20 protein-coding genes and 5 pseudogenes are annotated in these 26,817 nt (G+C 62.7%); 13 read left to right on the forward strand and 12 right to left on the reverse strand.

Annotated features, from left to right (window positions below; all coding sequences use genetic code 11):
* Positions 1–551, forward strand: a 551-nt coding sequence (locus VK533_RS13200) for an MBL fold metallo-hydrolase (RefSeq protein WP_324378385.1), incomplete at its 5' end; no start/stop codon positions are given.
* Here VK533_RS13200 and VK533_RS13205 read toward each other — a convergent pair.
* From VK533_RS13205 to VK533_RS13225, 5 genes and pseudogenes are all read right to left on the reverse strand, one after another.
* A complete protein-coding gene (locus VK533_RS13205; protein ID WP_324378387.1) occupies positions 515–1,450 on the reverse strand; it encodes a fatty acid desaturase in 936 nt (311 codons plus the stop codon). The genes VK533_RS13200 and VK533_RS13205 overlap by 37 nt on opposite strands.
* 373 nt (positions 1,451–1,823) lie before the next feature.
* Positions 1,824–2,272: pseudogene (locus VK533_RS13210) on the reverse strand (proline dehydrogenase family protein); the annotation flags it as partial.
* A 556-nt stretch (positions 2,273–2,828) separates the two neighbouring features.
* The gene (locus VK533_RS13215) at positions 2,829–3,464 is read right to left on the reverse strand and encodes an NAD-dependent dehydratase (RefSeq protein WP_324378389.1); all 636 of its coding nucleotides are present in this window, start codon (positions 3,462–3,464) and stop codon (positions 2,829–2,831) included.
* Complete coding sequence (locus tag VK533_RS13220; RefSeq protein WP_324378392.1) at positions 3,461–3,688, reverse strand: aldo/keto reductase; 228 nt, start codon at positions 3,686–3,688, stop codon at positions 3,461–3,463. Before VK533_RS13220 ends, VK533_RS13215 begins: the two co-directional genes overlap by 4 nt.
* A 55-nt stretch (positions 3,689–3,743) precedes the next feature.
* Positions 3,744–4,703, reverse strand: coding sequence for an SDR family NAD(P)-dependent oxidoreductase (locus VK533_RS13225; RefSeq protein WP_324378394.1), 960 nt, complete (start codon positions 4,701–4,703; stop codon positions 3,744–3,746).
* A gap of 129 nt (positions 4,704–4,832) precedes the next feature.
* Between VK533_RS13225 and VK533_RS13230 the strand changes: the two genes are divergently transcribed.
* The 5 genes and pseudogenes from VK533_RS13230 to VK533_RS13245 all read left to right on the forward strand — a co-directional run.
* Positions 4,833–5,426, forward strand: coding sequence for a TetR/AcrR family transcriptional regulator (locus VK533_RS13230; protein ID WP_324378396.1), 594 nt, complete (start codon positions 4,833–4,835; stop codon positions 5,424–5,426).
* Between the two features lie 151 nt (positions 5,427–5,577).
* Positions 5,578–5,898 (forward strand): annotated as a pseudogene (locus tag VK533_RS17270) (IS110 family transposase); the annotation flags it as partial.
* 1 nt (position 5,899) lies between these two features.
* A pseudogene (locus VK533_RS13235) lies at positions 5,900–6,040 on the forward strand (amidohydrolase); the annotation flags it as partial.
* Positions 6,037–6,172: pseudogene (locus tag VK533_RS13240) on the forward strand (protocatechuate 3,4-dioxygenase); the annotation flags it as partial. The pseudogenes VK533_RS13235 and VK533_RS13240, both read left to right, overlap by 4 nt.
* Positions 6,164–6,415 (forward strand): annotated as a pseudogene (locus tag VK533_RS13245) (tyrosine-type recombinase/integrase); the annotation flags it as partial. The pseudogenes VK533_RS13240 and VK533_RS13245, both read left to right, overlap by 9 nt.
* Before the next feature lie 198 nt (positions 6,416–6,613).
* Here VK533_RS13245 and VK533_RS13250 read toward each other — a convergent pair.
* The 4 genes from VK533_RS13250 to VK533_RS13265 form a co-directional block, all read right to left on the reverse strand.
* Positions 6,614–8,266: a hypothetical protein gene (locus tag VK533_RS13250; RefSeq protein ID WP_324378398.1), complete on the reverse strand. Its 1,653-nt coding sequence runs from the start codon at positions 8,264–8,266 to the stop codon at positions 6,614–6,616.
* Positions 8,267–8,825: 559 nt separating this feature from the next.
* Entirely contained in the window at positions 8,826–10,214 is a 1,389-nt protein-coding gene (locus tag VK533_RS13255; protein ID WP_324378400.1) for a pyridoxal phosphate-dependent decarboxylase family protein, read from the reverse strand.
* A gap of 271 nt (positions 10,215–10,485) precedes the next feature.
* The gene (locus VK533_RS13260) at positions 10,486–11,166 is read right to left on the reverse strand and encodes an enoyl-CoA hydratase/isomerase family protein (RefSeq protein ID WP_324378402.1); all 681 of its coding nucleotides are present in this window, start codon (positions 11,164–11,166) and stop codon (positions 10,486–10,488) included.
* A gap of 534 nt (positions 11,167–11,700) precedes the next feature.
* Complete coding sequence (locus tag VK533_RS13265) at positions 11,701–12,861, reverse strand: tyrosine-type recombinase/integrase (RefSeq protein ID WP_324378404.1); 1,161 nt, start codon at positions 12,859–12,861, stop codon at positions 11,701–11,703.
* Positions 12,862–13,383: 522 nt separating this feature from the next.
* Here VK533_RS13265 and VK533_RS13270 point away from each other — a divergent pair.
* The 3 genes from VK533_RS13270 to araD1 all read left to right on the forward strand — a co-directional run bounded on the left by VK533_RS13270 (position 13,384) and on the right by araD1 (position 16,056).
* Positions 13,384–14,661, forward strand: coding sequence for a hypothetical protein (locus VK533_RS13270; protein ID WP_324378406.1), 1,278 nt, complete (start codon positions 13,384–13,386; stop codon positions 14,659–14,661).
* A 70-nt stretch (positions 14,662–14,731) separates the two neighbouring features.
* Positions 14,732–14,932, forward strand: a complete 201-nt coding sequence (locus VK533_RS13275) for a hypothetical protein (RefSeq protein ID WP_324378408.1) — start codon at positions 14,732–14,734, stop codon at positions 14,930–14,932.
* A 146-nt stretch (positions 14,933–15,078) separates the two neighbouring features.
* Positions 15,079–16,056: an AraD1 family protein gene (gene araD1, locus VK533_RS13280; protein ID WP_324378410.1), complete on the forward strand. Its 978-nt coding sequence runs from the start codon at positions 15,079–15,081 to the stop codon at positions 16,054–16,056.
* Here araD1 and VK533_RS13285 read toward each other — a convergent pair.
* A complete protein-coding gene (locus tag VK533_RS13285; protein ID WP_324378412.1) occupies positions 16,053–17,504 on the reverse strand; it encodes an alpha-N-arabinofuranosidase in 1,452 nt (483 codons plus the stop codon). The two genes, araD1 and VK533_RS13285, sit on opposite strands and share 4 nt — an antisense overlap.
* A gap of 85 nt (positions 17,505–17,589) precedes the next feature.
* Here VK533_RS13285 and VK533_RS13290 point away from each other — a divergent pair, with 85 nt between their 5' ends.
* Positions 17,590–18,306: a FadR/GntR family transcriptional regulator gene (locus VK533_RS13290; protein WP_324378414.1), complete on the forward strand. Its 717-nt coding sequence runs from the start codon at positions 17,590–17,592 to the stop codon at positions 18,304–18,306.
* Between the two features lie 33 nt (positions 18,307–18,339).
* Here VK533_RS13290 and VK533_RS13295 read toward each other — a convergent pair whose 3' ends face one another.
* Complete coding sequence (locus tag VK533_RS13295; RefSeq protein WP_324378416.1) at positions 18,340–20,127, reverse strand: IlvD/Edd family dehydratase; 1,788 nt, start codon at positions 20,125–20,127, stop codon at positions 18,340–18,342.
* A gap of 130 nt (positions 20,128–20,257) precedes the next feature.
* Between VK533_RS13295 and VK533_RS13300 the strand changes: the two genes are divergently transcribed.
* A complete protein-coding gene (locus VK533_RS13300) occupies positions 20,258–21,523 on the forward strand; it encodes a sugar MFS transporter (protein ID WP_324378418.1) in 1,266 nt (421 codons plus the stop codon).
* 88 nt (positions 21,524–21,611) lie between these two features.
* On the opposite strand, the gene VK533_RS13305 is transcribed toward VK533_RS13300, so the two are convergent.
* Entirely contained in the window at positions 21,612–22,793 is a 1,182-nt protein-coding gene (locus VK533_RS13305) for a Gfo/Idh/MocA family oxidoreductase (RefSeq protein ID WP_324378420.1), read from the reverse strand.
* Positions 22,794–22,891: 98 nt separating this feature from the next.
* Here VK533_RS13305 and VK533_RS13310 point away from each other — a divergent pair, with 98 nt between their 5' ends.
* Together VK533_RS13310 and VK533_RS13315 are read left to right on the forward strand one after the other, a co-directional pair.
* Positions 22,892–23,812 carry a VOC family protein gene (locus VK533_RS13310; RefSeq protein WP_324378422.1) on the forward strand — a complete coding sequence of 307 codons (921 nt, stop codon included), beginning with the start codon at positions 22,892–22,894 and terminating at the stop codon, positions 23,810–23,812.
* A gap of 24 nt (positions 23,813–23,836) precedes the next feature.
* A complete protein-coding gene (locus VK533_RS13315) occupies positions 23,837–26,809 on the forward strand; it encodes a glycosyl hydrolase family 28-related protein (RefSeq protein WP_324378424.1) in 2,973 nt (990 codons plus the stop codon).
* Positions 26,810–26,817 lie beyond the last annotated feature (8 nt).

The following is a 26,817-nucleotide window of genomic DNA, read 5'->3' on the forward strand; positions in this document are numbered from 1 at the left end:
TCGCGCTCGACCTGCTCGACGACGGCGCCCGGCAGGCGGGTTATTATCATGTGCGGCTGCCTGACAGGCGCTCAGGCTGGGTTTATTCCACGTTCGCCGCGCGCGAGGCCGGTGCAGCCGTGCCAGCCAATGTCGGGCCGAACGGGATGGCGGTCCACTACGTCAATATCGATCGGGGCGCAGCGGCCTTGCTGGAATTTTCGTGCGGCGCGGTGATGATCGATACCGGTGGCCGCGGCGACGCCGCCAGTGGCCATCTGATCGGCTATCTCATTGCCTTCTTTGCGCGCCGGCCCGATCCCAACCGCCGCATCGCCGCGATCTTCATTACGCACACGCATCTCGATCATAACGTCAACCTTGAGAAGGTCGCGCAGAGCTTCCAGGTCGGCGGCTGTGTCTACAGCGGCATGCTGACCGGCTCGGGCCGGATCGCCGCCAATTGGGCACGCATTGCCGGCAAATCATGCATGGGGAGACCGACGGCGGCGGTCACGGCTGGAGAGGTGGCCAGTCAAGCGATTTCAGGCGAGGTGTCATGTCCGCCGTAGTCGGGATGGACCAGATGATCATGCGGCCGGAATAGAAAGCGGCGGAACAACTCCCCGTAGCTGCGGTAGAGCAGCCCGCCGTTCGCTTCTAGCAGCCGCATACGATGCTGCCGATAAAAAGCCGGCAACCGGTACCAGGCCAGGCCGGGAAGCTCGTGGTGCGCGGCGTGCAGATTGTTGTGCAGGAACAGCAGTCCCAGCGGCCCGCGCGTTTCCACGATCGCGACCCGATGCTCCGGCGCCTCGGCGGGGCGGTGCTCCGCGAACGACCGCAGCAGCGAGAGCGATATGCCGGGATAGACGAACAGCAGTAGATAAGCGCCGATCCCCAGCCCACAGAGATGCAGCCAGGCCACGACCAGCGCGGAAGCGCCGAGGTGGGGCAGCCAATTGCGCAACAGCGTCGCTGGGTCTTTGCGGCCTCTCGCCAATTCGCTGACTAGAAAGCGGCCGACCGTTATCGGCGGCCCCAGGAGGAGACGCCCCAGCAATGTAGACTGCAAGAACTCCGCCGCGCGCAGAATATGGCCCCAGCCGCCCTGGGTGTGGGCGAGGTAGCGCGATTCCGGATCCTCGAATGGATCGGTGATCGCGCGGCTGGCATGGTGCGCGCGATGGGTGCGGAAGTAGGTTGAATAAGGCAGCCACAAGGATAACGGCACTGCGCCAATTGCGCCGTCGATCAGGCGGCGCCCGGTCGGATGCCTGTGGATCGTCTCGTGCTGCAACGAATTGTGCCACGCGATCAGCCATCCTCCAAGGACGGGTGTGAGGCAGAGGGGCAGCAGTGCATGGCACCAAGTGACGGCCAGCCAGCAACCATAAATCAAGATGGCGAGCGCGATCGTTGGCCATTCGATCCTGTCCTGCTTCAATACTAGCGCGCCTTCGTTTGTCACGGCCTTCCCCGTCGTATCGTCAGAATGACGATTTTCTGCTTTAGTAAATATTCTAATTAATCTGGTAGTGCAATTAGTATACAACACTTCATTATCGTTGTTTTGTAAGTAAATTCCCTCGTCACATGATGTGAGTTTGACAAACTATCCGGATCAGTGATTGCCTTAATTGGCGTTCAATTTGAAATGCAAATTATGTATAGCGAAATGCGTTGATCATGGGCCCAACTCAATTTGCGACTACACGGCGATGCGGTTGAGGCTTGACTGATCGATCTTGCGCATGCTCATCGACCAGAAGGGACATGTCGTCGTTGATGATGGCGAGCTGCATCAGGCGCTGGCCACTTTCACTGGCGCGCACTTGCTCGGCCGGATCGGCAACGCGATTGACGAAGGAGGAGTTGGCGCCGTTCTCCAGCAAGCGGCGGACGAGATGGCTCAACAGCGTTTCGTGCGTGCCGACGGGAGCATGGATGCGGCGGAGCCTATCGAGCTTCGATCTGCCCACCACCTACTCATAGAGCCGCTCGCCCATGCCGTGCAGGCGCTGGAACTAGTGCCTGCCGACTTCGAAGTCGGCCCCGCCATGTGATAGTGGTCGCGAGCGTGGGCGCATTATGCAGTCGCGAACTGCGGGAACACGGCATTGGTCGCCGCAAGCAGCTTCCGAGTGCATGCGATGTACGCCACGTCGGTGTGCATCTTGCGCGTGTACACAGGAAAGTCGGGAAGCCCTTCCACCTGAGCCCGCTTAATCTCGGCGTACCAATAGGCCCCCTTCACCAGCCGCACCATGATCCGCCGCTCGGCACTCGACGCGCGTCTGCTCTGGCAGGCCGAGCTTGATCCGCCGGTCGTCTCGGTACGGGCGTCGCCCGCTCGGGCGGATGATCCGGACGCTCTCGATCTTGATTCTGCGCGCGCTCGCGACACTGGCCCGAAGCGACTCAGGCCGGGAGTTTCGGGCACTGTCCGACGGCTGACTTAGCGAGAGTCTGGCGAACCACTCGATGGGTGGTGCGATGCTCGACGAGGGATCATCCGAATGCGGCGCGTGCGCACGGTACCTGCCGCCATATCGTTCGCTGGTACCGGCAATGATACCGGCGTCAGTTTGATCCAGAGCGGTTCGAGTCCGGTTTGCCTAGAATTGGAAGCGCGAGTTTCCGGTTACACCGCTAAAGCCCCTCGGTCGTCCAAACCGACTAGGTCGACGATCCACGCCAGCAGACCAGATTCAAGCGGCTCGTCGATTTGATCGAGGTTTTACGGCCGCTGTTCGGCGGACGACGCGCCTGGAATGATCGCGGCCACTTCCGGCCGCGACAAAAGCTACAGCAAGACGAGTTGATTAACGGAATCCCTGCCTCCAGGCTTAGCGGCTGAGCCGCTCGGCTTCGACAACATGCCAACCGGGCGGGCCTGCAACAGCAGCCTCGACCAGCGTGCCGGCGATCGTGCCGGCGGGATTGATGCGGTAGCGGCGCGGCATCAGCGGCGCGAGCGTGCCAAGTAGCGCCAACGAAATGCGCTCGACGGCGCGAAACTCCTCACGCTTGCCGCCGATCAGGCCCGGCCGGACCAGCGTCAGCGATGCGAAGCCGAGCGCTACCAGATCGTCTTCCAGCTCTCCCTTGGTGCGGGGATAGAGGAAGTGGGAACCGGCATTGGCGCCCAAAGCGGAGTTCAACGCGAAGCGGGTTGCCCCGCGAGCTCGAACCAGCCCAGCCACTACCAAGGGATAGTCGTGATCGACCCGGTGGAAAGCCTCGTCCGACCCCGCCTTTCCGCGGGTCGTGCCGAGCGTGCAGATCGCGCCATCCACCGACCACCATTCGGCATCCGCCGGTAGCCGTTCGAAATCGACCAGCGGGTTGGTAAGCTTCGGGTGGACGGCAAGCGGACGCCGTGTCGGCGCGATCACGCTGTTGATTCGCTCGTCCGCCAGAGCGTTCGCCAGAACGTGCTGGCCGACCAGGCCGGTCGCCCCCGCGAGAAGGATTGTCGTCATCCGTTCAGCCTCTCTCGTGTCCGGCCGCCATATTCCTCGCTCGTGCCCTTCGAATAGACATTGGCCGTGTCAAAGAAGTTGATGCTGCGGTCGAGCGCCCACTTGACCAGCCGCTTCACATCCTCATAGCCGATCGCCCATGGGTTGATGGCGTTGCCCGGCTCGCCGCTGTTCATGCAACCCATACAGATCGGCGAGACGTCGATGCCGGTACGGCCAAGCATCCTACAGTCCATGATGATGCTCCTGATTTTTTGAAGGGAGAGAGGAGCGTCGCATTCAGAAGCGCTCGCCAACCATCTCCTCGCTTTTGGCCCAGAGCGCCTTGGCATTCTCCGGGTCGAGCGCGTAGCTTCGCACGCCGCCTTCGAAACCCGCTCCATCGTCGATCTCAGCGACATGGCAGTCCTCGCAATAACGGCCGCCGACCGTCTCCGGCTCCGCCACGACACCGGCCCAGACCGAGGTGGCGGCGCCCTGCGGCACGCTCTTCCACTGGAAGGCGGCCATGCCGCCGGGAAAACTCTGCTCGATGACAGCGACCATCTGCTGCATCGTCTCGTCGGTCATATAGCGGGGAAGCTCGGTCTGTATCGCCCCTGGGTGCAACGCGGTCGCCCGGATCCCGCTTGCCTGATGACGCCGGTCAAATTCTACGGCGAAGAGGATATTTGCGGTCTTCGAACGACCATAGGCGCCGAAGGGATCATAAGGCGTCCGTTCGAAATTTGGGTCGTCCAGATTCACGCCGGAGAAGCGATGGCCGGAGGAGGCGAGGTTCACGAGCCGGCCGCCGGACGCGATCAACGAGGCGATGCGGTTGACCAGCACGAAGTGACCGAGATGGTTGGTGCCGAACTGCGTCTCGAAGCCATCCGCGGTGTGGCCAAATGGACAGGCCATGACGCCGGCGTTGGCGATAACGAGATCGAACGGCTTGCCCTCGGTGACCAGGGCGTCCGCACAGACCCGGACGCTAGCGAGCGACGCAAGGTCGAGCTCGACCAGTTCCAGGCCTCCGCCGTTCCTGGCCTGGGCGCGTACCCCTTCCGTCGCCCCCTCAGCCTTCGCGAGATCGCGCGCGGCGCCGATCACTTGTGCGCCATGCGCCGCGAGGGTGCGCGCTGTCTCGACGCCCAGGCCCGCCGAAACGCCCGTCACGAGGACACGCTTGCCACTGAGGTCGATGCCGGCGAGCACTTCGTCGGTGGTGGATGTCGCATTGAATGACCTGCTCACGATAATCTCCTTCTATCGGGGACATGGGGTCTTCCCGCATATTGCTACGCGGGGGTGATTCCAGTAAGTGGAGGATATCTCCATTTCAAGATACGGAGGTTATCTCCGTTTAGCAAGGGTGCGGTTGGATTGAATGGAGAAGTCGAGCATAATGCGGCGCGCAAGCCGCGCGCCGATGCGCAGCGCAATCGAGAACTGCTGCTCGAGACGGCCAAGTCTGCGTTCGCCGCCAAGGGGTCGACCGCTAGCCTGGATGAAATCGCGCGCGCGGCAGGCGTGGGGATCGGCACGCTCTACCGCCACTTCCCGACACGCCACGCGCTTCTAGAATCCGTTTATCAAAATGAGACTCGGCAGCTTGCCGAGGCTGCCAACCGTTTGGCTAACACGCTGCCGCCCGTGGAAGCGCTTCGGGAATGGATGAGGCTGTTCGTCGATTATATCGCCGCGAAGCAGGTAATGGCTGAGGCATTCAATGCGATCATCGGAGACATATCCGACCTTCAGGCCGCGTCGGGGCTGCAGGTCAAGGAGGCCATTTCCACGTTGGTCGATGTCGCAATTGCGGATGGTGCCATCCGTCTAGACCTCGAACCCCTCGATCTGCTGCGCGCGCTGGTGGGCGTCGCCCATGTCAATTCTGGCCCGGACTGGGAAGCGAGCGCGAAGCAACTGGTCGACATTCTGATCGCAGGACTCCGAACGACGGAGGCGAGCGTTTGAGGATCTTGAGCCTATCGATCCGCCAATGCCGGAAAAATTACTACTCAAGATCGCATGCTCTTCTTCACTGATGTTGCTCCAACGGCAATCAAGGACCCAATGATTTGCCAAACATTATGGCTTGCACTTGATCGCCGAGGATGGATCGACCGTCATCTCCTCAGTGGCCTTGGCTCGACGCGCGAAGCGCTCCACAATGGGTGGGACAAGAACAATCCAAGGATGCCGGGTGATCCTTCACATGCTGCGAATCGGCGCCACCCAGCGCTGGGTCGATCCGCTCGCCGCCGGCATCGACGTCTCCAGGAGCTGTGAAGACCCACGACGTCATCTCCAGGATGAAGACACAGACCTGCATCGCATCTTGACCCACTATCTGCCGCTCTACCTTCCCGCGATCGCGCACTTTGCCGGCAAAAGTCGGTCGGACTGGCTCCTCGCACTCATCGAGCGGTCCCGACACCCATCAACAAACCGGTTTCTACTTCGACGACACCAAGCGCTACGTCGATGCGCACGACATTTCGGATGCTGAGCGTGCGGCGATCCTCGCGGGCAACGCGCGCCGCATCTTCCCGCGCCTCGATACCCAGCTGAAGGCACGCAGGCTGTGACGACGCGGCGCGACATTCACGCATATCTCGCGGAATTCGAGGATATTCCGGGGACGCGCGTGCTCACTGCCAATCGTGCGCGCCAGGGCTATCATCTCAACCAATTCGCGATGCCTGATGAAGTCCGAGAACATGATCAACCCGGTGCTGCGCGCACTGGGCTATGGCTCTGACGAGATAACCGCGCACGGCTTTCGCACGATGGCCGACACGCTCTTGAACGCGACCGGGCTCTTCAACCCCGATGCGATCGAACGACAATTCGCCCATCAGGACAAGAATGCGGTGCGGCGTATCTACGCCCGTGGCGAGTTTTGGAACGAACGCGTGCGGATGATGCAATATTGGTCCGACTATCTGGAAAAATCGTGCGATCAATTGAGCCGGTTCAAAGGCCCACCCACCAGGCTGCCCCTCCCTCGTTCGGCCAGCCACTCGTGGCACACCCATCCTGATGAGCGACCGGTCCTGGGGGTGATCAGAACGTGGTCAGCCGGGCGCGGGGCTGATGGGCGGAATTTGCTTGCAGCCCGCTCACGATCGGCTCGCGGATTGCAACCGCACTCTTGCCGATCAACGGGAACGGCTGCGGGCTCGCGATCTGTCTTCCCGGGCTCTTTCATTCAACCCGCCATCCGCAGCAAGGGCCGGCTGCTCGTCCCCCTTCGCGGGCAGGCTTCCGGCTTCGTTTGCCCGCTCGTGAACCAGCGCCGGCGGAGTGGATGTGCAGACATAATGGCGTCTGGGCGATTGGCCGTCCACGCCGATCACGGCCTTGCTTGGTTCCGGCAGCCGCTCTCCCCAGCTTGTACATCTGTCCAGGTCGAGACCTTCGAGCAATCGCCGGTCGTCGGCGGATATGCCGAGACGAAAGAGCTCCTCCACGCTTAGGTGCGTCGCCCAGCGTGGAGTTCCGAGGCCCAGGTTCCAGACGTGTTCGGCGTGCCGCTGCTTCAGCGCCTCCATGTTGAGGCGCTGCTCAGTGGACATCAGGACATATTCGGGCCGGCCGGCGTCGGGATTGTCGCTGCCGAACCGGGGAATGTTCGGCTTGTCCAATATGTAGATTTTGCTGTCTTCGGTTTGATCACGGAAATAGTTGAAGGAGGCGTTATTCAGAGGCGGCTGCGATCGTTTCAGGCCAAGTTCTTCCGTGAAGATCGCGTCGTTGCCATACGCCATCAGCGGTGGCCGAGCCGGATAATGCCCGGCGATCTCCTCATGCTTCAGCGCTCTGCCGTTCTGCCGCTGCATGTCATAGGTTCCGAGTATCCTCCCCATGACGATCTTGGCGTGGTCTCTGGTCGTAGGCGTCTTTGCGGCATATTCGCGGACTTCCTCGCCCAATTGCATTCTCTGGTTCTTTGTGAGTTCCAACTTACCCGGCTCGAAGTCATCCTTGTACTGCGGCTGGCAGTGGGTCAGGTTGACGTAGCGCACGTCGCCGCCGGACGTCTTGTCGAGGGCATAGATCCGCTTCCGCGGATAAGCTTCGATTACCCGCTTGTTCCGCCCATAGGCTTCCGGAAGCAGGGCTTCCACCGCGGTGAACGACTCATCCTTTTCCCGGACGAGCAGCCACGGGCGGTCCGCCTTTGACGTGTCCGAAGTGCTGCAAAATGTTTTGGGCAATCCCGCTTCCTTCAACCGGCCTTCCAGTAAGGCGGGATCGGTTTTCCTGAGTTGCTCGGCGGTCACATAGGACAGGCCATCCTTGGTCAGGAAGAGGACGTCCTGGTAGCGATCTCGTTCGCCCATGAACTGCTGGTAAAGCACTGGCGGCGGCGGCGGTATGTCCTCGAACCGTTTGAAGCCGTCGGGCATGCGCCGTGGTTCGGCGGCCCCTTCCTTCGCGTCGGGCTCGGCTGCATCACTCGGGCCCGTCGCAGAGAGACGGTCAACCTCTCCGGACACTTGCTCCGGTTGATCGGCGGCCAGTCCCCGGAGCGGGGCGTCATTGGTCGCGTTGTTTGAGGCGGCTTGCTGAGCCTGCTGATCCAATTCATCCAATTGGGAAGGGGTCAGGTCTTCGAGCATATTGTCGTATTCGTCGTCGCTGTGGTCGGCCTGTCGCTGCCGCTTGGCGGGGCGGGCCGATTCCTCCTCGCCCGCCGGGGCGGCCCGTTTTCCCGAGTTGCTGATCTGTTCGGCGTCCAGTCGATCAAGCTCCTCCAATTGGGAAGGGGTCAGGTCTTCGAACATATTGTCGAATTCGTCGTCGGGCATGTTCGCCTCTGCCTGTGGATCAGGCCACGCTGGCAGACCGGACGGTGGATGGGAACGGCGTCCGGAGTCATGGCGTCATGCACCATTATCGGCTCTCAACGGTGCAGCGGGAACATCGCCTGCTTGGCGCGGAGATTGGCGGCGGCGCTGGCCGCCTCGTTGCCCGACAGGACCCGGCGCGCTCCACCGCGATCCCGCGTGCGCGCGTGAACGCGCGGAAGTCTGACGCCGTGATGTGGTGGACGTTAGGGGGTGGCGTACCAGGCGAGCGTGCGCGTCACCGGTATCCTTCCATGCGCCCGCCAAGTCCACCGTACCAACGCAGCGCCCCGTATTTGGCGCACCATTGGCGGGCGGCGCCCTTCGTCGTGCAGCAGCGGCATATAGGGGAGGCCACTTCAGGTTACCGGATGACGCTCCGATAGCTCGCGGAAGTGGACCGCGCGCGGGCAACGAACTCAGGATGAGCGAGTGTGTGCCATCCGTAATTGGTATCACCATAGGCCGGATAGGCGACCGTGCGCGAACCTGTATTCAAATCCTGATTGAGAACGTCCTTCTATGCGCTCAGTACAAATGCAACTTCTTCTGATTGAATGGTTGCATCGACCATGGCTCGAAGGCTCTGTTCAACATCTCTGTCGGTGGTAGCCCACGAGGAAACGCTGATACGCATTGCGAACCGTCCCTTCCAATGGGTCGGGCCTAACCAGCAGGTTCCGGACCCTTGAATACTGGATATGATTCTCGCCATCTGCTCGTCGTCACCATAGGCAGCCACGACCTGATTCAGCACCACATCATTGAGGATTTCATAACCTGCCGCGGCCAATCCTTCGGCAAACCTTTTGGCGTGGCGGCAGCAACGTTCGATCAGGTCTTCGAGTCCGGATTGCCCGAGGAATTTCAACGCAGCCCAAATCTCCACACCACGCGCTCGCCGGGAAAGCTCGGGCGTCAAATTGTTCGGCTCACGCACGCGCTCACGCACGAGGTAGGTCGTATCCGTGTTAAAAACACCAAGCGGAGCGGACGTGTGGCGGCAAATGTAAACTGCCGAATCGTAGGGGACATTCAACCACTTGTGCATGTCGACAGCCCAGGAATCGGCCAGTTCCACTCCACGCGCCAGGTGTCGTCGCGCCTTTGATGCGCGAGCCCAGAGCCCGAATGCGCCGTCGACGTGCACCCAGGCACCCGCTTCGCGCGCCTTGTGACAGACGGAATGGAAGGGGTCGAGGGAGCCGCCGTTGACGTTACCAGCCTGAAGCAGCAGGATTGTTTTATCATCGAGATGCGGGACCGCCTCAGGGATGATACTTCCCTGGTCATCGGTCTCGATCCAGCGCACCTCTGATTGGCCAATACCCAGCATAGTGAGGGATTTTCTTACGGCGGGATGCTCCTGGTCGCTGGCAACTATTTTGATCTCCGGCGCATTGCGCGTGCCTTGAGAATGGAGATTCCAACCGGCCCGTGCGAGCAGTGCTGACCGCGCGGTCGCGATCGCAGAAAAGCTGGCCATCGTTGAGCCGGTCACAAAGCCAACCGCGGATTCACGCGGGAGGTCCAGAGCTTCCAATAGCCATCGGGCTGCGACTTCCTCGATGAACGTTCCAGCTGGTGACATCGCCCACCCTGCGACGCATTGATCCCAAGCGCCGGCCAGCCAGTTCGCTGCAAGAGCGACTGGAAGGCAGCCTCCCATCACAAGGCCGTAATATCGACCGCCGGTGTTGCGTACGGTCGCAGGAGAGCCGAGCTGGTGGAGCTGGGTCAGGACATCCGCTGCGGCCGCGCCTGACTGTGCCCAGGGCTCATCGAACCCCGCCAATGCCGCGACAGCAGCTGGTGATGGAAACGGCTGAGCTTCGTCGGCGATACTGAGATATTCTTTAGCAAACGCATGGGCCTGAGAGAGGTGATTCAGGCTCTCGTTATCGGTCACATGTTCCACCTTTGATTTCTGGCGTCAAAGGCTCGCCTAGTTAGCGGCGCAACGGAAACTGCAAATCGTCATAGTTATATGAGTGGCAGTCATAGTCGTGCGGCAGCATGGAGTCGGCAGTGAGCGAGATCTTGGTCTTCGGCGGTAGCATCAGCGGCACTCCAGCCGGAATAGAAGGAGTCAGCTAGCGTGAGGTTCACGCCGCTGAAAAGCCTTCCTTGCCCTTCGCGGTGGAGCGCATTGAAAAGCGAGGGTCATGCGGATGTCGGCCTTATCCACCGATTGGCGAGATCGGAGGTGTGCAGGCCAATGCCCGCGTGCGCTGACACTGCCTTCGCAAACTTGGCGCCAAGGCTCGTCTCGCAGCTTCGCTTGCATAGCGCGCCGCGATTGGCGCGCTAGTGGCGACCTGACGGACTACCGCCGCCGCGCGCCCTATCAGTTCCGCTGGCGGGACGATCTCGTCGACCAGTCCGATGGCATAAGCATCAAATGCATTGAGCGTTTCGTTCTCGATCGGCCATCCATTGGTCTCGGACAATCCAAATCGCGCCGTGTCGGTCGCGATCCGGACCGTGCAGGCCATGGCGATCTCGCACCCGCAGCCAAGAGCAACGCCGTTCATCGCGGCAGCGACTGGTTTGCCGAGAGTCTCGATCAGACTGAGAAGCGTCTGCATCAGTCGGTTCGATTCGACCGCCGCGAAACTCGCCCGGTCGAGCGGCCCGCTGCGGTCCAGACCGATGAATGTCCCGTCGCCGGTTCCCGAAAGGACGATGCCGCGGAGGTCGCGATCCTCGCGTACTTGCTTGAAAGCCCGGCACAGGTCTATCCGTATCGGCATGTCAATCAGGTTCAACGCGTCTGGTGGATTGATCTCGATATACGCAATATCGCCCCGCTTTTCGTAGGCCGGATGGCTGGACCGGCGAACATTCGAAGCGGTAAACACGATGTTTCTCCTAGTGGGAGCAACATGCACGGAAGATACATTTCGATCTTGGAGAATTGATGCGAAACTTTGAAAATAGACGCAGCAAAGCAGATTTCTTTCTTCAATAAGATGTAATTTTGTATGGGAAGCCAGGATCTGAAGCACGCCTTCCAATTCGTTGATACCTAGATAAGAAAGCTAGAAAACTATCTAATTCTTCATCGCCTGATACTAGCTTGACAACTTCCCTAGGCCACTGCTTAATCTAGACAGGAGGTCGATCTACAATGCAGATTATGTATGTCGGAATGCTTTGTAATTAGGGGCGCAGCTCAATTATCCAGATAATCGACGGCCCTCCGTTCGTGCCCACTGGCAGGTTGCGACGGAAAAAGGGGAGGGGGAGATGCTCGCCTGCATACACCTGGGGGCATACGGAGCACTGACGTCGAGGGGCATTTAGCGAGGCTCAGTTGCGTTTTAATCCGAAGCCTGGCTGCCGGCGCAGTTCCACGATCTGGGAGGATACAGTGCGCAGCGCCCATCAATGCTTCATAGTGACAGCTTCGCCAGCGCTTCGGCGGCCACCGACTGAATCAGGTGGCCATAATGGCGCTCGATCATCTCGGCGCTGGTGTCGCTGATCTGCGCAACCGTCAGCAATGATAATCCGCCAATCACCAGATCCGTGATGGTGCTATGCCTTAGCGTATAGGCAGTGGCACCAACGGGCAGTCCGGCTTTTCGGCCAGCTTTGGCGATCGGACCTTTCCAAGATCCTTTGGTCCAAGGCCGACCATTTCCCCGCAGGAACAAGGCCTCATCGGGTCGTCGATTTTTCGATTGCGCCGCCATGAGTGTCGCCGCCACCTTCGGAACTACGATGCGGCGGGGCTTCCCGCTCTTGTCCTTACCGATCGTCAATTCGGCCGTGCGCCGATCGAAGTCTGCAACGTTGAGGTTTGCCACGGCGCCGGGTCGCAATGGCAGGAGGCATAATGTCCGAACGAAGGGCTCGGACTCGGAATCGATCTCGGCCAACAACGAGCGTCGCTGCTCGCGATCCAAGTAGAGCGTCCTCTGCCGGTCGGCATTTCTGATCGGCGTGATCGCCTCCTGCCAGGCGGCCTCGGTATCGGGCGTCCCGTGCGGCAGCACGCGATTGAGCGCAGCACGCAACATCGCCATGTCCCGGTTGACTGATGCAGGCGATCGAGGACGCGTCGTCATGCGACCGTCTTTCCGTCGACTGATCTGGGCAGGTTTATCCTCGAGACGCCGGAGCCACGCCTTAAGATGATGCCGGCGAAGTTTCGATAGTTTCACCTTAGCGATCGGATCGCTGTAGACATGGCGCGTGAAGCGCTTTCCGATTTCGCTCCCATCCGACGCGTAGCGCTGGCAGGCTTCGGCTACCGTCTCGACCGGATGCTCCGCGATACCGCCGGCCTCAACGAGATCGGCGAATGTCTCGGCTTCCTTCTTCGCGGCCGCAAACCGGTCGCGGGCCTGGATCGCGCAGAAGTCGCCCAGTGCCTTGAGGCGATAGTTACGCTCGTCTTCCGAATAAGCACGGGCGATCCAAGTGCCGAGGCCCTCGCGTGCGGAAGGGCGGTATCCGATGAAGCAGCCCGGACGCAGCCGCTGCCAATGTGGTTCGCGTCGGTTGGGAAGTGCGTCGCGCTCTTTTACCTTGCTCAAATCCAGCGACATAATGGCCCGTCTGCAATTCCGTACGGAAAAAGTACGGAAAACATGGTCGGAAAATCGTGGACCACCTCGGACAGAAAGTCAAGGAAATCTGCCGTTTTGTTGGTCCGGCGTTGTCCAGATTTCCCCCTTTTCTCTGCCCTCCGAAGGCAGAGGCCAGGGGTTCGAATCCCTTCGGGTGCGCCATGCGGCCTTGCGATGCCAAGGCTGTCCGCAATGGCTTTGCCCGGTTGCTTTCAGCTTTCATGGTAAGAATTCTCGGCGATTGCCGTCAATACCGGGCGCGCTCAAGCGCACGGAAATTGACGATAAGAGCGTGGCGCTCCGGCCTTTCTTTAATCGCCCATGATTTGTGAAATATAAGTCATAGTGAACAGAATGTGGATTTGAAAAACGGGGGCGTTCGTGCAGTCTCGCGCAGCTGATCGGGGGATTTGGCGGGGGCACACGAATCCATCCCCTCGGGCCAGCGGCAACGATGTGGTTGATTGGTCGATTGTGGGATCCACAGCGAGGGGGGAAGACATGGCGCAATTTTTGGGCGCGGGCGGTCGCGCACGGCGTGAAAGCGGACCCAGTGCTTTTGTCCTGACACCCCTGATCGGGATCGGCCTTGCTCTTTCCGGATGCGCCACCATTCCGGAGCGGGTTCCATTCAAGGAGGCCCCGTCCACCTGCAAGGGCTCGGCTTGTAACCTGGCGATAGCCCGCCAATATGCTTCGGACACCGAAGCCGACATGATCACCCGGCTCAAAAAGCAGCGGGATGACCGCGACTTTCTGCGCACGGCCACATTTCTTGGAGCTCTCGCTACAGCGGGGGCGACTTCCTTCGGAGGTGGTCGCGATCTTACGGTGGCTCTGGGACTCGGCACCGGCACCCTGGCGATAACGTCCTCGCTGACGGTCGATCGGGGTTACGGCGCGACTTATCTGGCGGCCGCCGATGCCTCGGCCTGCATCGCCAGCGCTACGCAGACCGTGGAGACTTCCGCAGCGACGCTCCAGGGCTATCTTCCGGTAATAGATGGTGCGGAAGCGCAGTTGGGCATGCTCGGCAAAATGGCGGATGTCGACGCCGAGCGGAAGGCGGTCGCACTGGTCACTGCGCAGATAGTGCGTTCGCGCATCGGGGAGTTCGACATCGCCGGTTCGGCATTCGCGGCCAACAGTATTTCGGCCGTGAACGACGTCGTTGTGAAGGCGCGGCAACAGATCGTGGCCGAAGAACCCGATCGGGAAGCTTTCGGGAATGCGATTACTGCGATTGGCAGCCTTGCCGTCGCTCCCGACACGAAGACAGTGCCGCCGACTCCGGCAACCGCCCTCTCGAATCCGGGCGGCGGTGCTGGCGCCCGGGCTGAAGCGGCCCCAGCCGCAGCGGTAACGTCCCCTTCGGATCAAGCGCGACTGACCTTTGCAGAGGGCGTCATCGAGCGCGCGCGGGCGGCTGTCGATGCTGCTATTTCGCAGGCGCTGACCGGTTCCCCCGCGAAACTGACGACGTGCAGCGGCTTCCAGGCGGTGGCGGCCGCCCAGCCGCTCGTGGTTTCGGGCGCCCCCAACGATTCAGTCGAAATCAGCAAGGATACCAACGTCTCGCTTACGCTTTCGGGCGGCGACGTTGGATATCGCGGCGCCTGGGTCGGCCTTGTGCCCAAGGACATTACGCTGTCCCAGCAGGGGAACACAATCGACATTGGCGCGGGAAGCTCGCTCGCAGCGGGCAAGACCTACAAGCTGCGGATTCATGATCTAGCCAACAAGAGCCAATCGAAGGATATAAGTGTGGCCACCAAATAATCCGCATCAAGCTGAATGATCCGGGCCGGCCGGAGCCGAGACAAATATATTCGCCCCGGTTCGGCGAGATATGTCCGATCCGGTGGCTAAACCGGCGAAATCGGAGGGCGGCACCGATAAGGCCTGGCCGCTGCTGATCATGGTTGTCGGCGGCGGTATCGTGCTGACGATGGTGATTCCGGACGGGATCGGTCTGACCTCGGTCATTCCCTTGATGACCGCCACCATTCCCGCGATCGTTTCCGGCTGGGCCCGGCAGCGCCCGACCTAACGGTGGCGTGGACCACCCGCGGGCGAGCCATTTCGATACCAGCTTATCTGGATCGGAAGCATCTAGAAAGATGCTCCCCGCGCGCTTGCGATGCTTGCGTTTGCCACCACTTGGGGCAATTTGTCCGAGTAATCAGAAGGACGGCCATGGCATCGCTCATCCAATATCGTCACGACGGGAAAAGGGGCGTTGCCCTGCTGGCGGCCGATGGCAGCGCGCGCACCGTGCTGGGCGCCGACAGCGTGCTCGCTTTGGCGGAGCGGGCGCTCGATCTCGGCCACAGCATGGCGGACGTGATCGACGCGGACGGGCTGGGCGATCCGATCGACCTAGACGCCGTCACCCTGCTCGCGCCGATCGACCATCCCGATCCCGCGCATCTGGCCGTCACAGGCACCGGCCTGACCCATCTCGGATCCGCCGAGGGGCGCGACAAGATGCATCGCAAGGCGGTCGAGAATCCGGCGCCGACGGATTCGATGAAGATGTTCCTGATGGGGGTCGAGGGCGGCAAGCCCGCGCCGGGCGCGACCGGCGTCCAGCCCGAATGGTTCTACAAGGGGGATGGCAGCACCCTGGTCGGCACCGGCGCGCCGCTGGAATCGCCCGCCTTCGCGCTCGACGCGGGCGAGGAGCCGGAGATTGCGGGCATCTATCTGATCGATCGCGAGGGCAATCCGGTGCGGCTCGGCTTCGCGCTCGGCAACGAATTTTCGGACCATGTCACCGAACGCGGCAATTATCTGTGGCTGGCGCATTCGAAGCTGCGCGCGGCGTCGATCGGACCCGAGCTCCGGCTGGGCGAACTGCCGCAGGACGTGCGCGGCACCAGCCGGATTTTGCGCGACGGTGCGACCTTGTGGGAAAAGCCGTTCCTGTCGGGCGAGGCGAACATGTCGCACAGTCTGGCCAACCTCGAGCAGCACCATTTCAAATATGGCCTGTTCCGCCGCCCGGGCGACATTCACGTCCATTTCTTCGGCACCGCGACCGCTTCCTTCGCGGACGGGGTGGTCACGCAGCCCGGCGACGTGTTCGAGATCGAAGCGGACGCGTTCCGGCTGCCGCTCCGCAACCCGATCGCGGTGGCGGAGAAGCGGCCGGTGATCGTGCGGACGCTCTAGCGCAGGTCGAGCATCACCACCGATTTGGGCGGCAGCGTCACGGTCAGGCCATCGGCGCTGACCAACGCGCCGGTGAAGGGTTGCGGGACGACGGTGTCGGGCCGGTCGAAGCTGTTGACTGCATCCATCGCCGGCGCGGTGATGATCCGTCCGCTGACATTGGTCGCCGTCAGCCCTGCCAGCTTGGCGGAGACCGTGGCCGGCTGGTTGGGATCCATATTGGTGAGCGCGATGTGGACCACGCCCGCTTTGTCGCGCGCGGCGGCCGCGCTCACCGCGGGCATCGTCCACTGATCCTTGCCGTACCAGGAGGATGTGACCTCGATCGGCAATTGGGTCGCGTCCTGGAACGGCTTGTAGAGCTGGAAAACGTAATAGCTCGGCGTCTTCACCATGCGCGGGCCGTCGGTCAGGATCATCGCCTGCAGCACGTTCACCATCTGCGCGATCGCGGCCATCTTCACGCGGTCGGCATGCTTGACGAAGATGTTGATGTTGCTCGCGGCGAGCAAGGCATCGCGCAGGCTGTTCTGCTGGACGAGGAAGCCGGGGTTGCTGCCCGGTGCCGGATCGTACCAGGCGCCCCATTCGTCGACCACCAGCCAGACGCGCTTGGCCGGATCATATTTGTCCATGATCGCCGAGTGCCTGGTCAGATATTCGTCCATGCGCAGCGTCTTGGCGAGCGTCGCGGCCCATTCGCTTTCGGTGAAGCCGGTGGCGGCGCCCTTGTGCTGCCAGTCGGGGCCGGTGATTGTGTAATAATGGAGGGTGAGGCCGTCGATATTCTTGGCGGCCTCGCGCATCATCACCTCGGTCCAATTGTAATCGGAATCCGACGGGCCGCTCGCGATCTTCATCAGCTTGGCGCCGCCGCCCGGCTTGATGAAGGTGGCGTAGCGCCTGGTTTCGTCGGCGGCATATTCGGCGCGCATATTGCCGCCGCAGCCCCACAATTCGTTGCCGAGACCGAAATAGCTGAGCTTGAACGGGGCGGGGTGGCCGTTGGCCGCGCGTTCCTGCGCAAAGCTCGATCCGGTCGGCGAGGTCATATATTCGATCCACTCCGCCATCTCGCGCGGCGGGGCATTGCCGACATTGCCGGAGATATAGGCTTCGGCGCCGATCTGATCGAGGAAGCCGAAATATTCGTGCGTGCCGAAGCTGTTGTCTTCGGTCACGCCGCCCCACCAGGTGTTGACCTTGACCGGGCGCTTGCCAGCCGGGCCGACGCCGTCGCGCCAGTGATATTCGTCGGCGAAGCAGCCGCCCGGCCAGCGCACGAACGGCACCGACAGATCCTTGAGCGCGTCGACCACATCCTTGCGATAGCCGTGGACGTTGGCGATCTTCGACTTGGGGCCGACCCAGATGCCGCCATAGATTCCGTGGCCGAGATGCTCGGCGAACTGGCCGAAAATCTGACGGTTGATCTGCGGGCCGGGCAAATGCTATGGGGTTGAGGAAGCGGTGGCAAGGGGCTGGCTCGACAAGACGCGGCCTTTGCTCTTAATTCGCCGGGGAAGGGGATGCATGGTCCAGCGCAGCAACAAACCGGCGGCGCGCCGCATCCACGGCACGATCGCGCACGATCTGGGTGTCGCGATCCTGACCGGCCATTATGCGCCGGGCGAGACCCTGCCGGGCGAGATCGAATTCGCGCAAACTTTGGGTGTGTCGCGCAGCGCCTATCGCGAGGCGATCCGCATGCTGGCCGCCAAGGGGCTGGTGGAAAGCCGGACGCGCACCGGGACACGGGTGTCATCGCGCGAACGCTGGAATTTGCTCGATCCGGAAGTGCTGGCCTGGTCGTTCGAGAGCGAGCCGAGCGAGGCCTTCGTCCGCGACCTGTTCGAGTTGCGCATGATCGTCGAGCCGGCAGCGGCAGAGCTTGCGGCGGAGCGGCGCGACAATGCCGATCTCGTGCGAATGATCGCGGCGCTCGAGGGGATGCGCCAGCATGGACTGGCAACGGCGGAGGGGCAGGCGGCCGACCAGCTTTTCCACACTGCGATCCTGTCCGCCACGCGCAACGCGCCGCTGATCACCTTGTCGAGCTCGATCGCGGCGGCGGTGAGTTGGACGACGATCTTCAAGCAGCGCAAGCGCGGGCTGCCGCGCGATCCGCTGCCCGACCATGAACGGCTGTACGAAGCGATCGCGGCAGGCGATCCCACCGCGGCGCGCGCGAAGATGGCCGAACTGGTGCGGCTCGCGCTGCAGGATACGGAGCTTTCGCTGCGGGATTAGGAGCCCTCTCCCGCTTGCGGGAGAGGGCTATTCTCAGTGATTATCGCGCGGCAGGCCTCTGGTCTGGGCGATGCGCTGATATTTTTCGCTGCCTTCGAGGATCGCGCCGCTGTTCATCTGGCCGACCAAAGCCCGCTGGATTTCCTGCCACGGCGTCTGCGAGGCGGGGTAGGCGTAGCCGCCGGCGGCTTCGAGCGCGGCGCGGCGCGCGGCGAGTTCGGCCTCGTCGACGAGCATGTCGGCGCGGCCGGTGCGCAGATCGATCCGTACCCGGTCGCCGGTCTTGATCAAGGCGAGGCCGCCCATCGCCGCCGCCTCGGGCGAGGCGTTGAGGATCGACGGGCTGCCGCTCGTGCCCGATTGGCGGCCGTCGCCGACACAGGGCAAAGCATGGATGCCGTCCTCGATCAGATAAGCGGGCGGACGCATGTTCACGACCTCGGCCGCGCCGGGGTAGCCGATCGGCCCGGCGCCGCGCATGAACAGCACGCTTTCGGGGGTGATCGCGGTCGCGGGATCGTCGATGCGGTGGTGATAATCTTCGGGCCCGTCGAACACGACCGCCGGTCCTTCGAACGCATCCGGATCGTCGGGGTTGGACAGATAGCGGGTGCGGAATTCGGGCGAGATGACGCTGGTCTTCATGATCGCGGCGTCGAACAGATTACCCGACAGAACGATGAAGCCCGCTTCGTCGATCAACGGATTGTCGAAGCGGCGGATGACGCGATCGTCCTCGATCGTGGCGTCGCGGCAATTGTCGCCGATGCTGCGGCCGTTGGCGGTGATCGCGCCTTCGCGGATCAGGCCCTGCTTCATCAGCTCTGCCACGATCGCGGGCACCGATCCGGCGCGATAATAATCCTCGCCGAGATATTCGCCCGCCGGCTGGAGGTTGACCAGCAACGGCACCTTGTGGCCGTAATCCTGCCAGTCCTTGAGCTGGAGCTCAGCGCCGACATGGCGCGCGATCGCCTGGAGGTGGATCGGCGCGTTGGTCGATCCGCCGATCGCCGAATTGACCACGATCGCGTTGAGGAAAGCATCGCGCGTCAGGATGTCGGAGGGCTTCAGATCCTCCGCGACCATGTCGACGATGCGCAGGCCGGTGCGGTAGGCGGCTTCCTGGCGGTCGCGATAGGGCGCGGGGATGGCCGCGGTGCCGGGCAGCATCATGCCCAATGCCTCGGCCAGCGAGTTCATCGTGCTGGCGGTGCCCATCGTGTTGCAGAAACCGGTCGAGGGCGCGGAGGAGGCGACGAGCTTGATGAAGCCCTGCGCGTCGATCTCGCCGGTGGCGAGCATCTCGCGCGCCTTCCACACGATCGTGCCCGATCCGGTGCGCTCGCCCTTGAACCAGCCGTTGAGCATCGGCCCGACCGACAAGGCGATCGCGGGGATGTTCACCGTCGCCGCCGCCATCAGGCAGGCGGGCGTGGTCTTGTCGCAACCGGTGGTAAGCACGACGCCGTCGATCGGGTAACCGTAGAGCGCCTCGACCAGCCCGAGATAAGCGAGGTTGCGATCGAGTCCCGCGGTCGGGCGCTTGCCGGTTTCCTGGATCGGGTGGACCGGGAATTCGAGCGCGATCCCGCCCGCTTCGCGAATGCCTTCGCGAATCCGCTCGGCCAGCACCAGGTGGTGGCGGTTGCAGGGGCTGAGGTCGGAGCCGGTCTGGGCGATACCGATGATCGGCTTGCCCGACTGCAGCTCCTCCAGGCTCAGCCCGAAATTGAGATACCGCTCCAGATAGAGCGCGGTCATGTCGACATTGGCCGGGTTGTCGAACCAGGCGCGGGAGCGGAGCTTGCGATCAGACATCAGGCGATCCGTATTGAATTTTCGATGCGGGCGCCATCCGCGACGCCGATTGACGGTAAGAGACGGCCCCAATACTCATACAAATAGAAAAAGGGCAATGCGCCCCAACGCGATAGTGGAGAGAGCATCGATGGCCGGACCTGTTCCAACCGCATCGGGCCCGGGCGGCAATTACCGCCCGGCGCTGGCCTTGCTCGCGTCGCTGTTCTTCCTGTGGGGCTTCATCACGGTCATCAACAACACGCTGCTGCCGCACCTGCGGAGCGTGTTCCACCTCAACTACACGCAGACCACGCTGATCGAGTCGACCTGGTTCATCGGCTATCTGGTCGCCTCGATCCCGGCGGCGAAGCTGATCGAGCGGATCGGCTATCAGCGCGCTTTGGTGATCGGGCTGGCGGTGATGGCGGTCGGATCGGTCGGGATGATCCTGGCCGCGCGGTTGCCGTCCTATGGCGTGACGCTCGCCTCCTTGTTCATCATCTCGTGCGGCATCGCGCTGCTGCAGGTCGCGGCCAATCCCTATGTCGCGGCAATCGGCCCGGCATCGTCGGCGGAATCGCGGCTGACCCTGGTGCAGGCGTTCAACACGACCGGCGACGTGCTCGCGATCGTGTTCGGGCGCTATCTCATCCTCAACCGCACCACCGGCGGCACGGTGATGGAAGGCACCCAGCTAAGCTTCGCGCAGCGCATGGCCGATGCGCAGGCGACGCAGCTGCCTTACCTGCTCGTCGCAATCGTGCTGGTGGTGATCGCGGTCGTGATCGCGCGCGCCAAACTGCCCGCGCTCGGCGGGGCCACGCGCCGCGTCAACGCCGAGGCGCGCAAGCATCTCTCGCTCTGGCGGCACCGCAACCTCGTGTGGGGCGTGCCCGCGATCTTCATCTACCTGATCGCCGAAATCGGGGTCGGCAATCTGTTCATCAACTTCGCGTCGCAGCCGACGATCGGCAACGTCACGCACGAACAGGCGGCTTATTATCTGATGTTCGTGTGGGGCGGCATGGCGGTCGGCCGCTTCGTCGGCGCGTTCATCATGCAGAAGATCGCGCCGGAGAAGGTGCTCGCGGCGTTCAGCATCGGCGCCTTCCTAGTGATGCTGGTGGCGACGTTCGCGCACGGCCATGTCGCGCTTTACGGGCTGATCCTGGTCGGTCTGTTCCACTCGATCATGTTCCCGACGATCTTCGCGCTCGCGATCCGCGGGCTCGGGCCGCTGACCGAGGAGGGTTCGGGCCTGTTGATCATGGCGATCGCCGGCGGGGCGCTGGTCGTGATCCAGGGCACGCTCGCCGACCATTTCGGCCTGCAATGGTCGTTCCTGCTGACCGCCGTGTGCGAGCTGTATGTGCTGTTTTATGCGCTGTGGGGGGCGCGGGCGACGCAAGAATAAGACCGTTCGCCCTGAGCCCGTCGAAGGGCCGTTCTTTCTTCTCGCTGAAGAAGGAGAGTGCTTCGACAAGCTCAGCACGAACTGCGTTTTAGGCCACGATATCCACAACCGCCGCCGGATCGACCGCGCGCTTGTAGTGCCAGTCGATCTTCACGGGTGCGCCACCCTTGGCCGCCGACTCCAGGATCGCGTGGATCAGGCGGACGTCCTGGAGTCCTTCCTCGCCGGGCGAGACCATCGGGGCCTTGCCGCGCACGACATCGGCCATCCAGTCCATCTCGCGCGCGAAATGATCGGTTTCGGCGACATCGAGATCAGTGAAGGTGCCGCCGTCGATCAGCTGGAATTTGTTGCCGCCGTAGAAGGCGCCCGGATCGGCGCGCAGGCGGGCTTTCTCGCCCCACAATTCGAACGACATGGTCGCGTTGTAGTTGAACGAGGTCGATCCGTTGCAGATCGCGCCCGAGGGGAAGCGGAACTGCCAGGCGATCATGTCGTCGACCGTCTTGAAGCGCGGATCGTTCGGATCGGTATTGGCCCATGCGCGCACCTCGACCGGCTCCTCGTTGAGCATGTAGCGTGACGCGCTGATGCCGTAGATGCCCATGTCGCCGAGCGCGCCGCTGCCGGCCAGTGTCTTGTCGACCCGCCACACGTCGGCGGGATCGGACATGTCGACCTGGCGGCCCATGTCGGTCACGAACAGACGCGGCTTGCCGAGCGCGCCCGAGCGGACCCTGCGCATCGCGTCCAGATTCTTGGGTTCGTAATGGCAGCGATAGGCGATCATCAGCTTGCGGTCGGCGGCCTTGGCGGCGGCGATCATCGCCTCGCAATCGGCGATGCTGGTCGCCATCGGCTTTTCGCACAGCACATGCTTGCCGGCCTTGAGCGCGCGGATCGTATATTCGGCGTGCATGCTGTTGGGCAGCACGATGTAGACGACCTGGATGCGCGGATCCTTCGCGATCCGGTCGTAATCGTCATAATTGTAGATCGCGTCGGCGGGGATGCCCTCGGCGGCGGCGATGCGATCGGCCTTGTCGCGATGGCCGCTGACCAAGGCGACCAGCTTCGCGCCCTTGGATTTGCGCAGGCCGGGGATGATCTGGCCCTGGGCGAGCTTGCCCAAGCCGACGACCGCGAAACCGATCCGCTGATCCTTGGGCAAAGCGGGGCGGTCGAGCGCCTTGGCCTCGGCCCCGGCGAGCGCGGCGGCCCCGGCAATGCTGAGCTCGATCAGACTACGACGCGAGATTTGCTTGGGCATCCTGTCTCTCCTGCCTGCGACCTTTGTAGGGCTAGCGCGCCCAGCATATCGCGGTATGTTTGCGCTAACAACGAACCGATGGTCGTAGGGAGAGAGATATGCGGCGCGCTATGATCGCGGCACTGGCCTTGGTTGGGGCTCCCGTCGCCGCAGCGCCGCCCGCACGGCCGCCGCTGACGTCGGTTTCGCACCTTGCGGTCTATGCCGCCGACCCGGCGAAGAGCGAGGCGTTCTACGTCCACGATCTCGGCGCGGTGAAACTGCCAGACCCCGAAAATCCGGCGGGCGCGCGTTATTATTTCAGCCCGGTGCAGTTCATCGAGGTGCTGCCGCTTCCCGCCGGCGCGCCGTCGATCAACCGGCTCGATCACGTCGCCTATAATGTCGCCGATGCCGAGGCGATGCGTGGCTATCTGGCGTCAAAGAAGGTCAAGGTTCCGGCGCATGCGACGAGCGCCCCCGACGGCAGCAAATGGTTCGACGTGACCGATCCCGAGGGTAACCGCGTCCAGTTCGTCCAGCCGCCCGCGTCGCCGCCCGCAATCCCGGTCAATCCGCTGTCGAGCCACATCATCCATGTCGGCTTCATCATCCACAATCGCGCCAACGAGGATGTCTTCTGGCGCGATATACTCGGCTTCCGGCCTTACTGGTTCGGCGGGATGAAGGAGGATCATCCGAGCTGGATTTCCCTGCAGGTGCCCGACGGGACCGACTGGCTCGAATATATGGTGGTCGGCACGCCCGACACGCTCGGCATCCCGCCGACGATGAAGGCGGCGGACCTGGGCGTGCTCGATCATTTCTCGCTGGGCGTGGCCAATACCCGCGATGCCTATACGCTGCTGTGGAACGGCGACCGGCTGAAGGATCAGCAGGGCGTCCCCAAGATCGGGCGCGACGCCAAATGGCAGCTCAACCTGCTCGATCCCGACGGGACGCGCGCCGAGATCATGGAATTCCATGCGATCGGCAAGCCGTGCTGTTCGCCGTTCACGGGCAAAGATCCCGAAAAATAATCCAATCGCACGAGTGGAGGAAGCATGAAGACGAAGCTGATCGCGGCGGCGCTGCTGGCTGTGCCGGTGATGGTGTCCGCAGCCACGACATCGGTCTATCCGACCATGCCGAAGGACGTACGCGCGGTGACGGTAAAGGGCGTGGGCGACGGGCGGACCGACGAGACCGCCGCGATCCAGGCCGCGATCGATGCCGCCACCGATCAGGGCAAGGGCGGTGTCGTCTTCCTGCCTTCGGGCCGTTACCGGGTCAGCCGGTCGATCATCATCCCGCCGGCGGTGCGCATCTTCGGCGTCGGCAAGACGCGGCCGGTGGTGGTGCTGGGCGACAATAGTCCGGGCTTCGACAAGGGCGTCGCGACGCTGTTCACGTTCACCGGCTCCGATCAGTACGGCAACAAGAAGCCGCCTTTCCCGCCTGCGACCGCGGTGCCGTTCAACCCCAATCTGTTCGACGCCAATTCCGGCACTTTCTATTCGGCGATGGCCAATGTCGATGTCGAGATCGGCGCGGGCAATGCCGGCGCGGTGGTCGCGCGCTTCCACGTCGCGCAGCACACGTTCCTGAGCCACATGGACTTCCGCTTGGGCTCGGGTCTGGCGGGGGTCTATCTCGCCGGGAACGTGATGGAGGACGTCCATTTCCATGGCGGCCGCTATGGCATCATCAGCGAGAAGACCTCGCCCGCCTGGCAGTTCACTTTGATCGACAGCTCATTCGACGGACAGCGCGAGGCCGCGATCCGCGAGCATGAGGTCGACCTGACTTTGGTCAACGTCGCGATCCGCGACGTGCCGGTCGGGATCGACATCGACGAGGGCTATTCGGATTCGCTGTGGGGCAAGGACGTCAGCTTCACCAATGTGTCCAAGGCGGCGGTGGTGATCAGTGCCGAGAAGAGCCTGTTCACGCAGATCGGTTTCGAGAATGCGACGGCGAGCAACGTGCCGACCTTCGCGCGCTTCCGGGAGAGCGGGAAGACGCTGACGGGTGCGGGCGCGCGCTATCGGGTCAAGGCGTTCAACTACGGGCTGACGCTGGATGCGCTGAATGCGCCGGGCACGATCCGCACCAACTGGCAGACCGAGCCGTTGCGCGCGATGCCCGCGGCCTATCGCGCGGTCCGCCCGCTGCCGCTCTCGACCGCCTGGGCCAATGTCCAGGATCTGGGCGCGAAAGGCGACGGCCAGACCGACGATACCGCCGCGCTGCAGAAGGCGATCGACACGCATCGCATCCTCTATTTCCCTCAGGGCTATTATCAGGTCAGCGATACGCTGAAGCTGAAGCCGGACACGGTGTTGGTCGGGCTGCATCCGAGCCGGACGCAGATCATGTTGCCGGAGAACGTGCCGGCCTTTGCCGGGCTCAACACGCCCAAGGCGCTGATCGAGAGCGCGAAGGGGGGCGACGCGATCGTCAGCGGGATCGGCCTCTATACCGGCGTCACCAATCCGCGCGCGACCGCCTTGCTGTGGAAGGCGGGGCCCAATTCCCTGGTCGACGACGTCAAGATCCAGGGCGGCAGCGGCACGCCGCGCGATCAGCGTAGCGGTGCGCCGGTCGGGCGGGTCGATGGGCAATATCCCAGCATCTGGATCACCGATGGCGGCGGCGGTACCTTCGCCGATATCTGGACGCCCGACGAGATCGCGCATGCCGGCTTCAAGGTGTCGAACACCAAGACGCCGGGGCACGTCTACGAGCTCTCCAACGAGCATCATTTCCGTAACGAGATCGTGCTCGACGGGGTCGAGAATTGGGAATTCCTCGCGCCGCAGACCGAGGAGGAGGTGCGCGACAGCGCGGATGCGATCAGCCTCGACGTGCGCAATTCGCGCAACATATTGTTCGCCAATTATCACGCCTATCGCGTGACGCGGAACGTGCACCCCAACGCGACCGCGGTGCGGCTGCAGAACTCGTCCGACATCCGCTTCCGCAACCTGCATACCAATGCCGAGAGCGGCTATGCGATGTGCGACGAGAATGGCTGCGCGCCCTATCTGCGCGCGAGCAAATTCCCGTTCGAAAATGCGATCACCGACGTGACCCGCAACGTGCAGGTGCGCGAACGCGAATTCGCGGTACTGGACGTGACCGATCGCATGCCGGTGGCGACGCCGCCGGCGCCCCTGCCGGGCAGCGGGGCGATCGAGAAACTGGCGGATGGTTTCCATTCGATTTCGGGGGCGGCGGTTGCCCCGGACGGGACGCTCTATTTCGTCGAGCGCCGCTTCCAGCGCATCTATCGCTGGACGCCGGAAAAAAGGCTGGAGATCGTGCGCGACGACACGCTCGATCCGGTCAATCTCGCGATCGACAAGTCGGGCAATGTGCTGGCGATGTCGCCGCAGGGCGACGAGATCACGGTGTATAGCTTCAATCCGAACGATCCCGCCGGTGCGATCAGCCTGATCCCGCCGACGCCGGCCAAGGCGCATGACAATGTCACCGTCGCGCTGCCGGGCAATGTCTGGAAGAATGACGCCGAGTTCAAGGATCAGCTCGACCATAATACCTATCGTTATTCGACGCTGGCGGAGCAGTTCGCACAGGGCATGGGAACGCCCAAGGCACGCGAATATGTGTCGCCCGACGGCAGCCTGGTGCTGCCCGCCTTCCGCACCTTCCGGCAGGGCGACTGGCGTTTCTCCGATACGATGGACGCGCTCGGGCTGGTCACCGCGAAGCAGGGCGAGCGCGTGTTCCTGACCAACGAATCCGAGGGCCGGACCTATAATGGACTGGTTGGGCCGGGGGGCACGGTGACCGACCTCAAGGTGTTCGCCGAGCGCGGCGGCGAGAGCGTCGCGGTCGGGCCCGACGGCAAGGTGTTCGTCGCGAATGGGCAGGTGTTCGTCTACGCGCCCGACGGCAGGGAACTGACGCGGATCGACGTGCCGGAGCGGCCGATCCAGTTGGTGTTCGGGGGCAAGGATAAAAGGACGCTCTACATCCTGTGTCACCACGCGCTGTACGCGGTGGCGATCTAGGCGCGGTA

The sequence above is a fragment of the Sphingomonas sp. genome (assembly GCF_035317925.1).
GTDB lineage: Bacteria > Pseudomonadota > Alphaproteobacteria > Sphingomonadales > Sphingomonadaceae > Sphingomonas_I.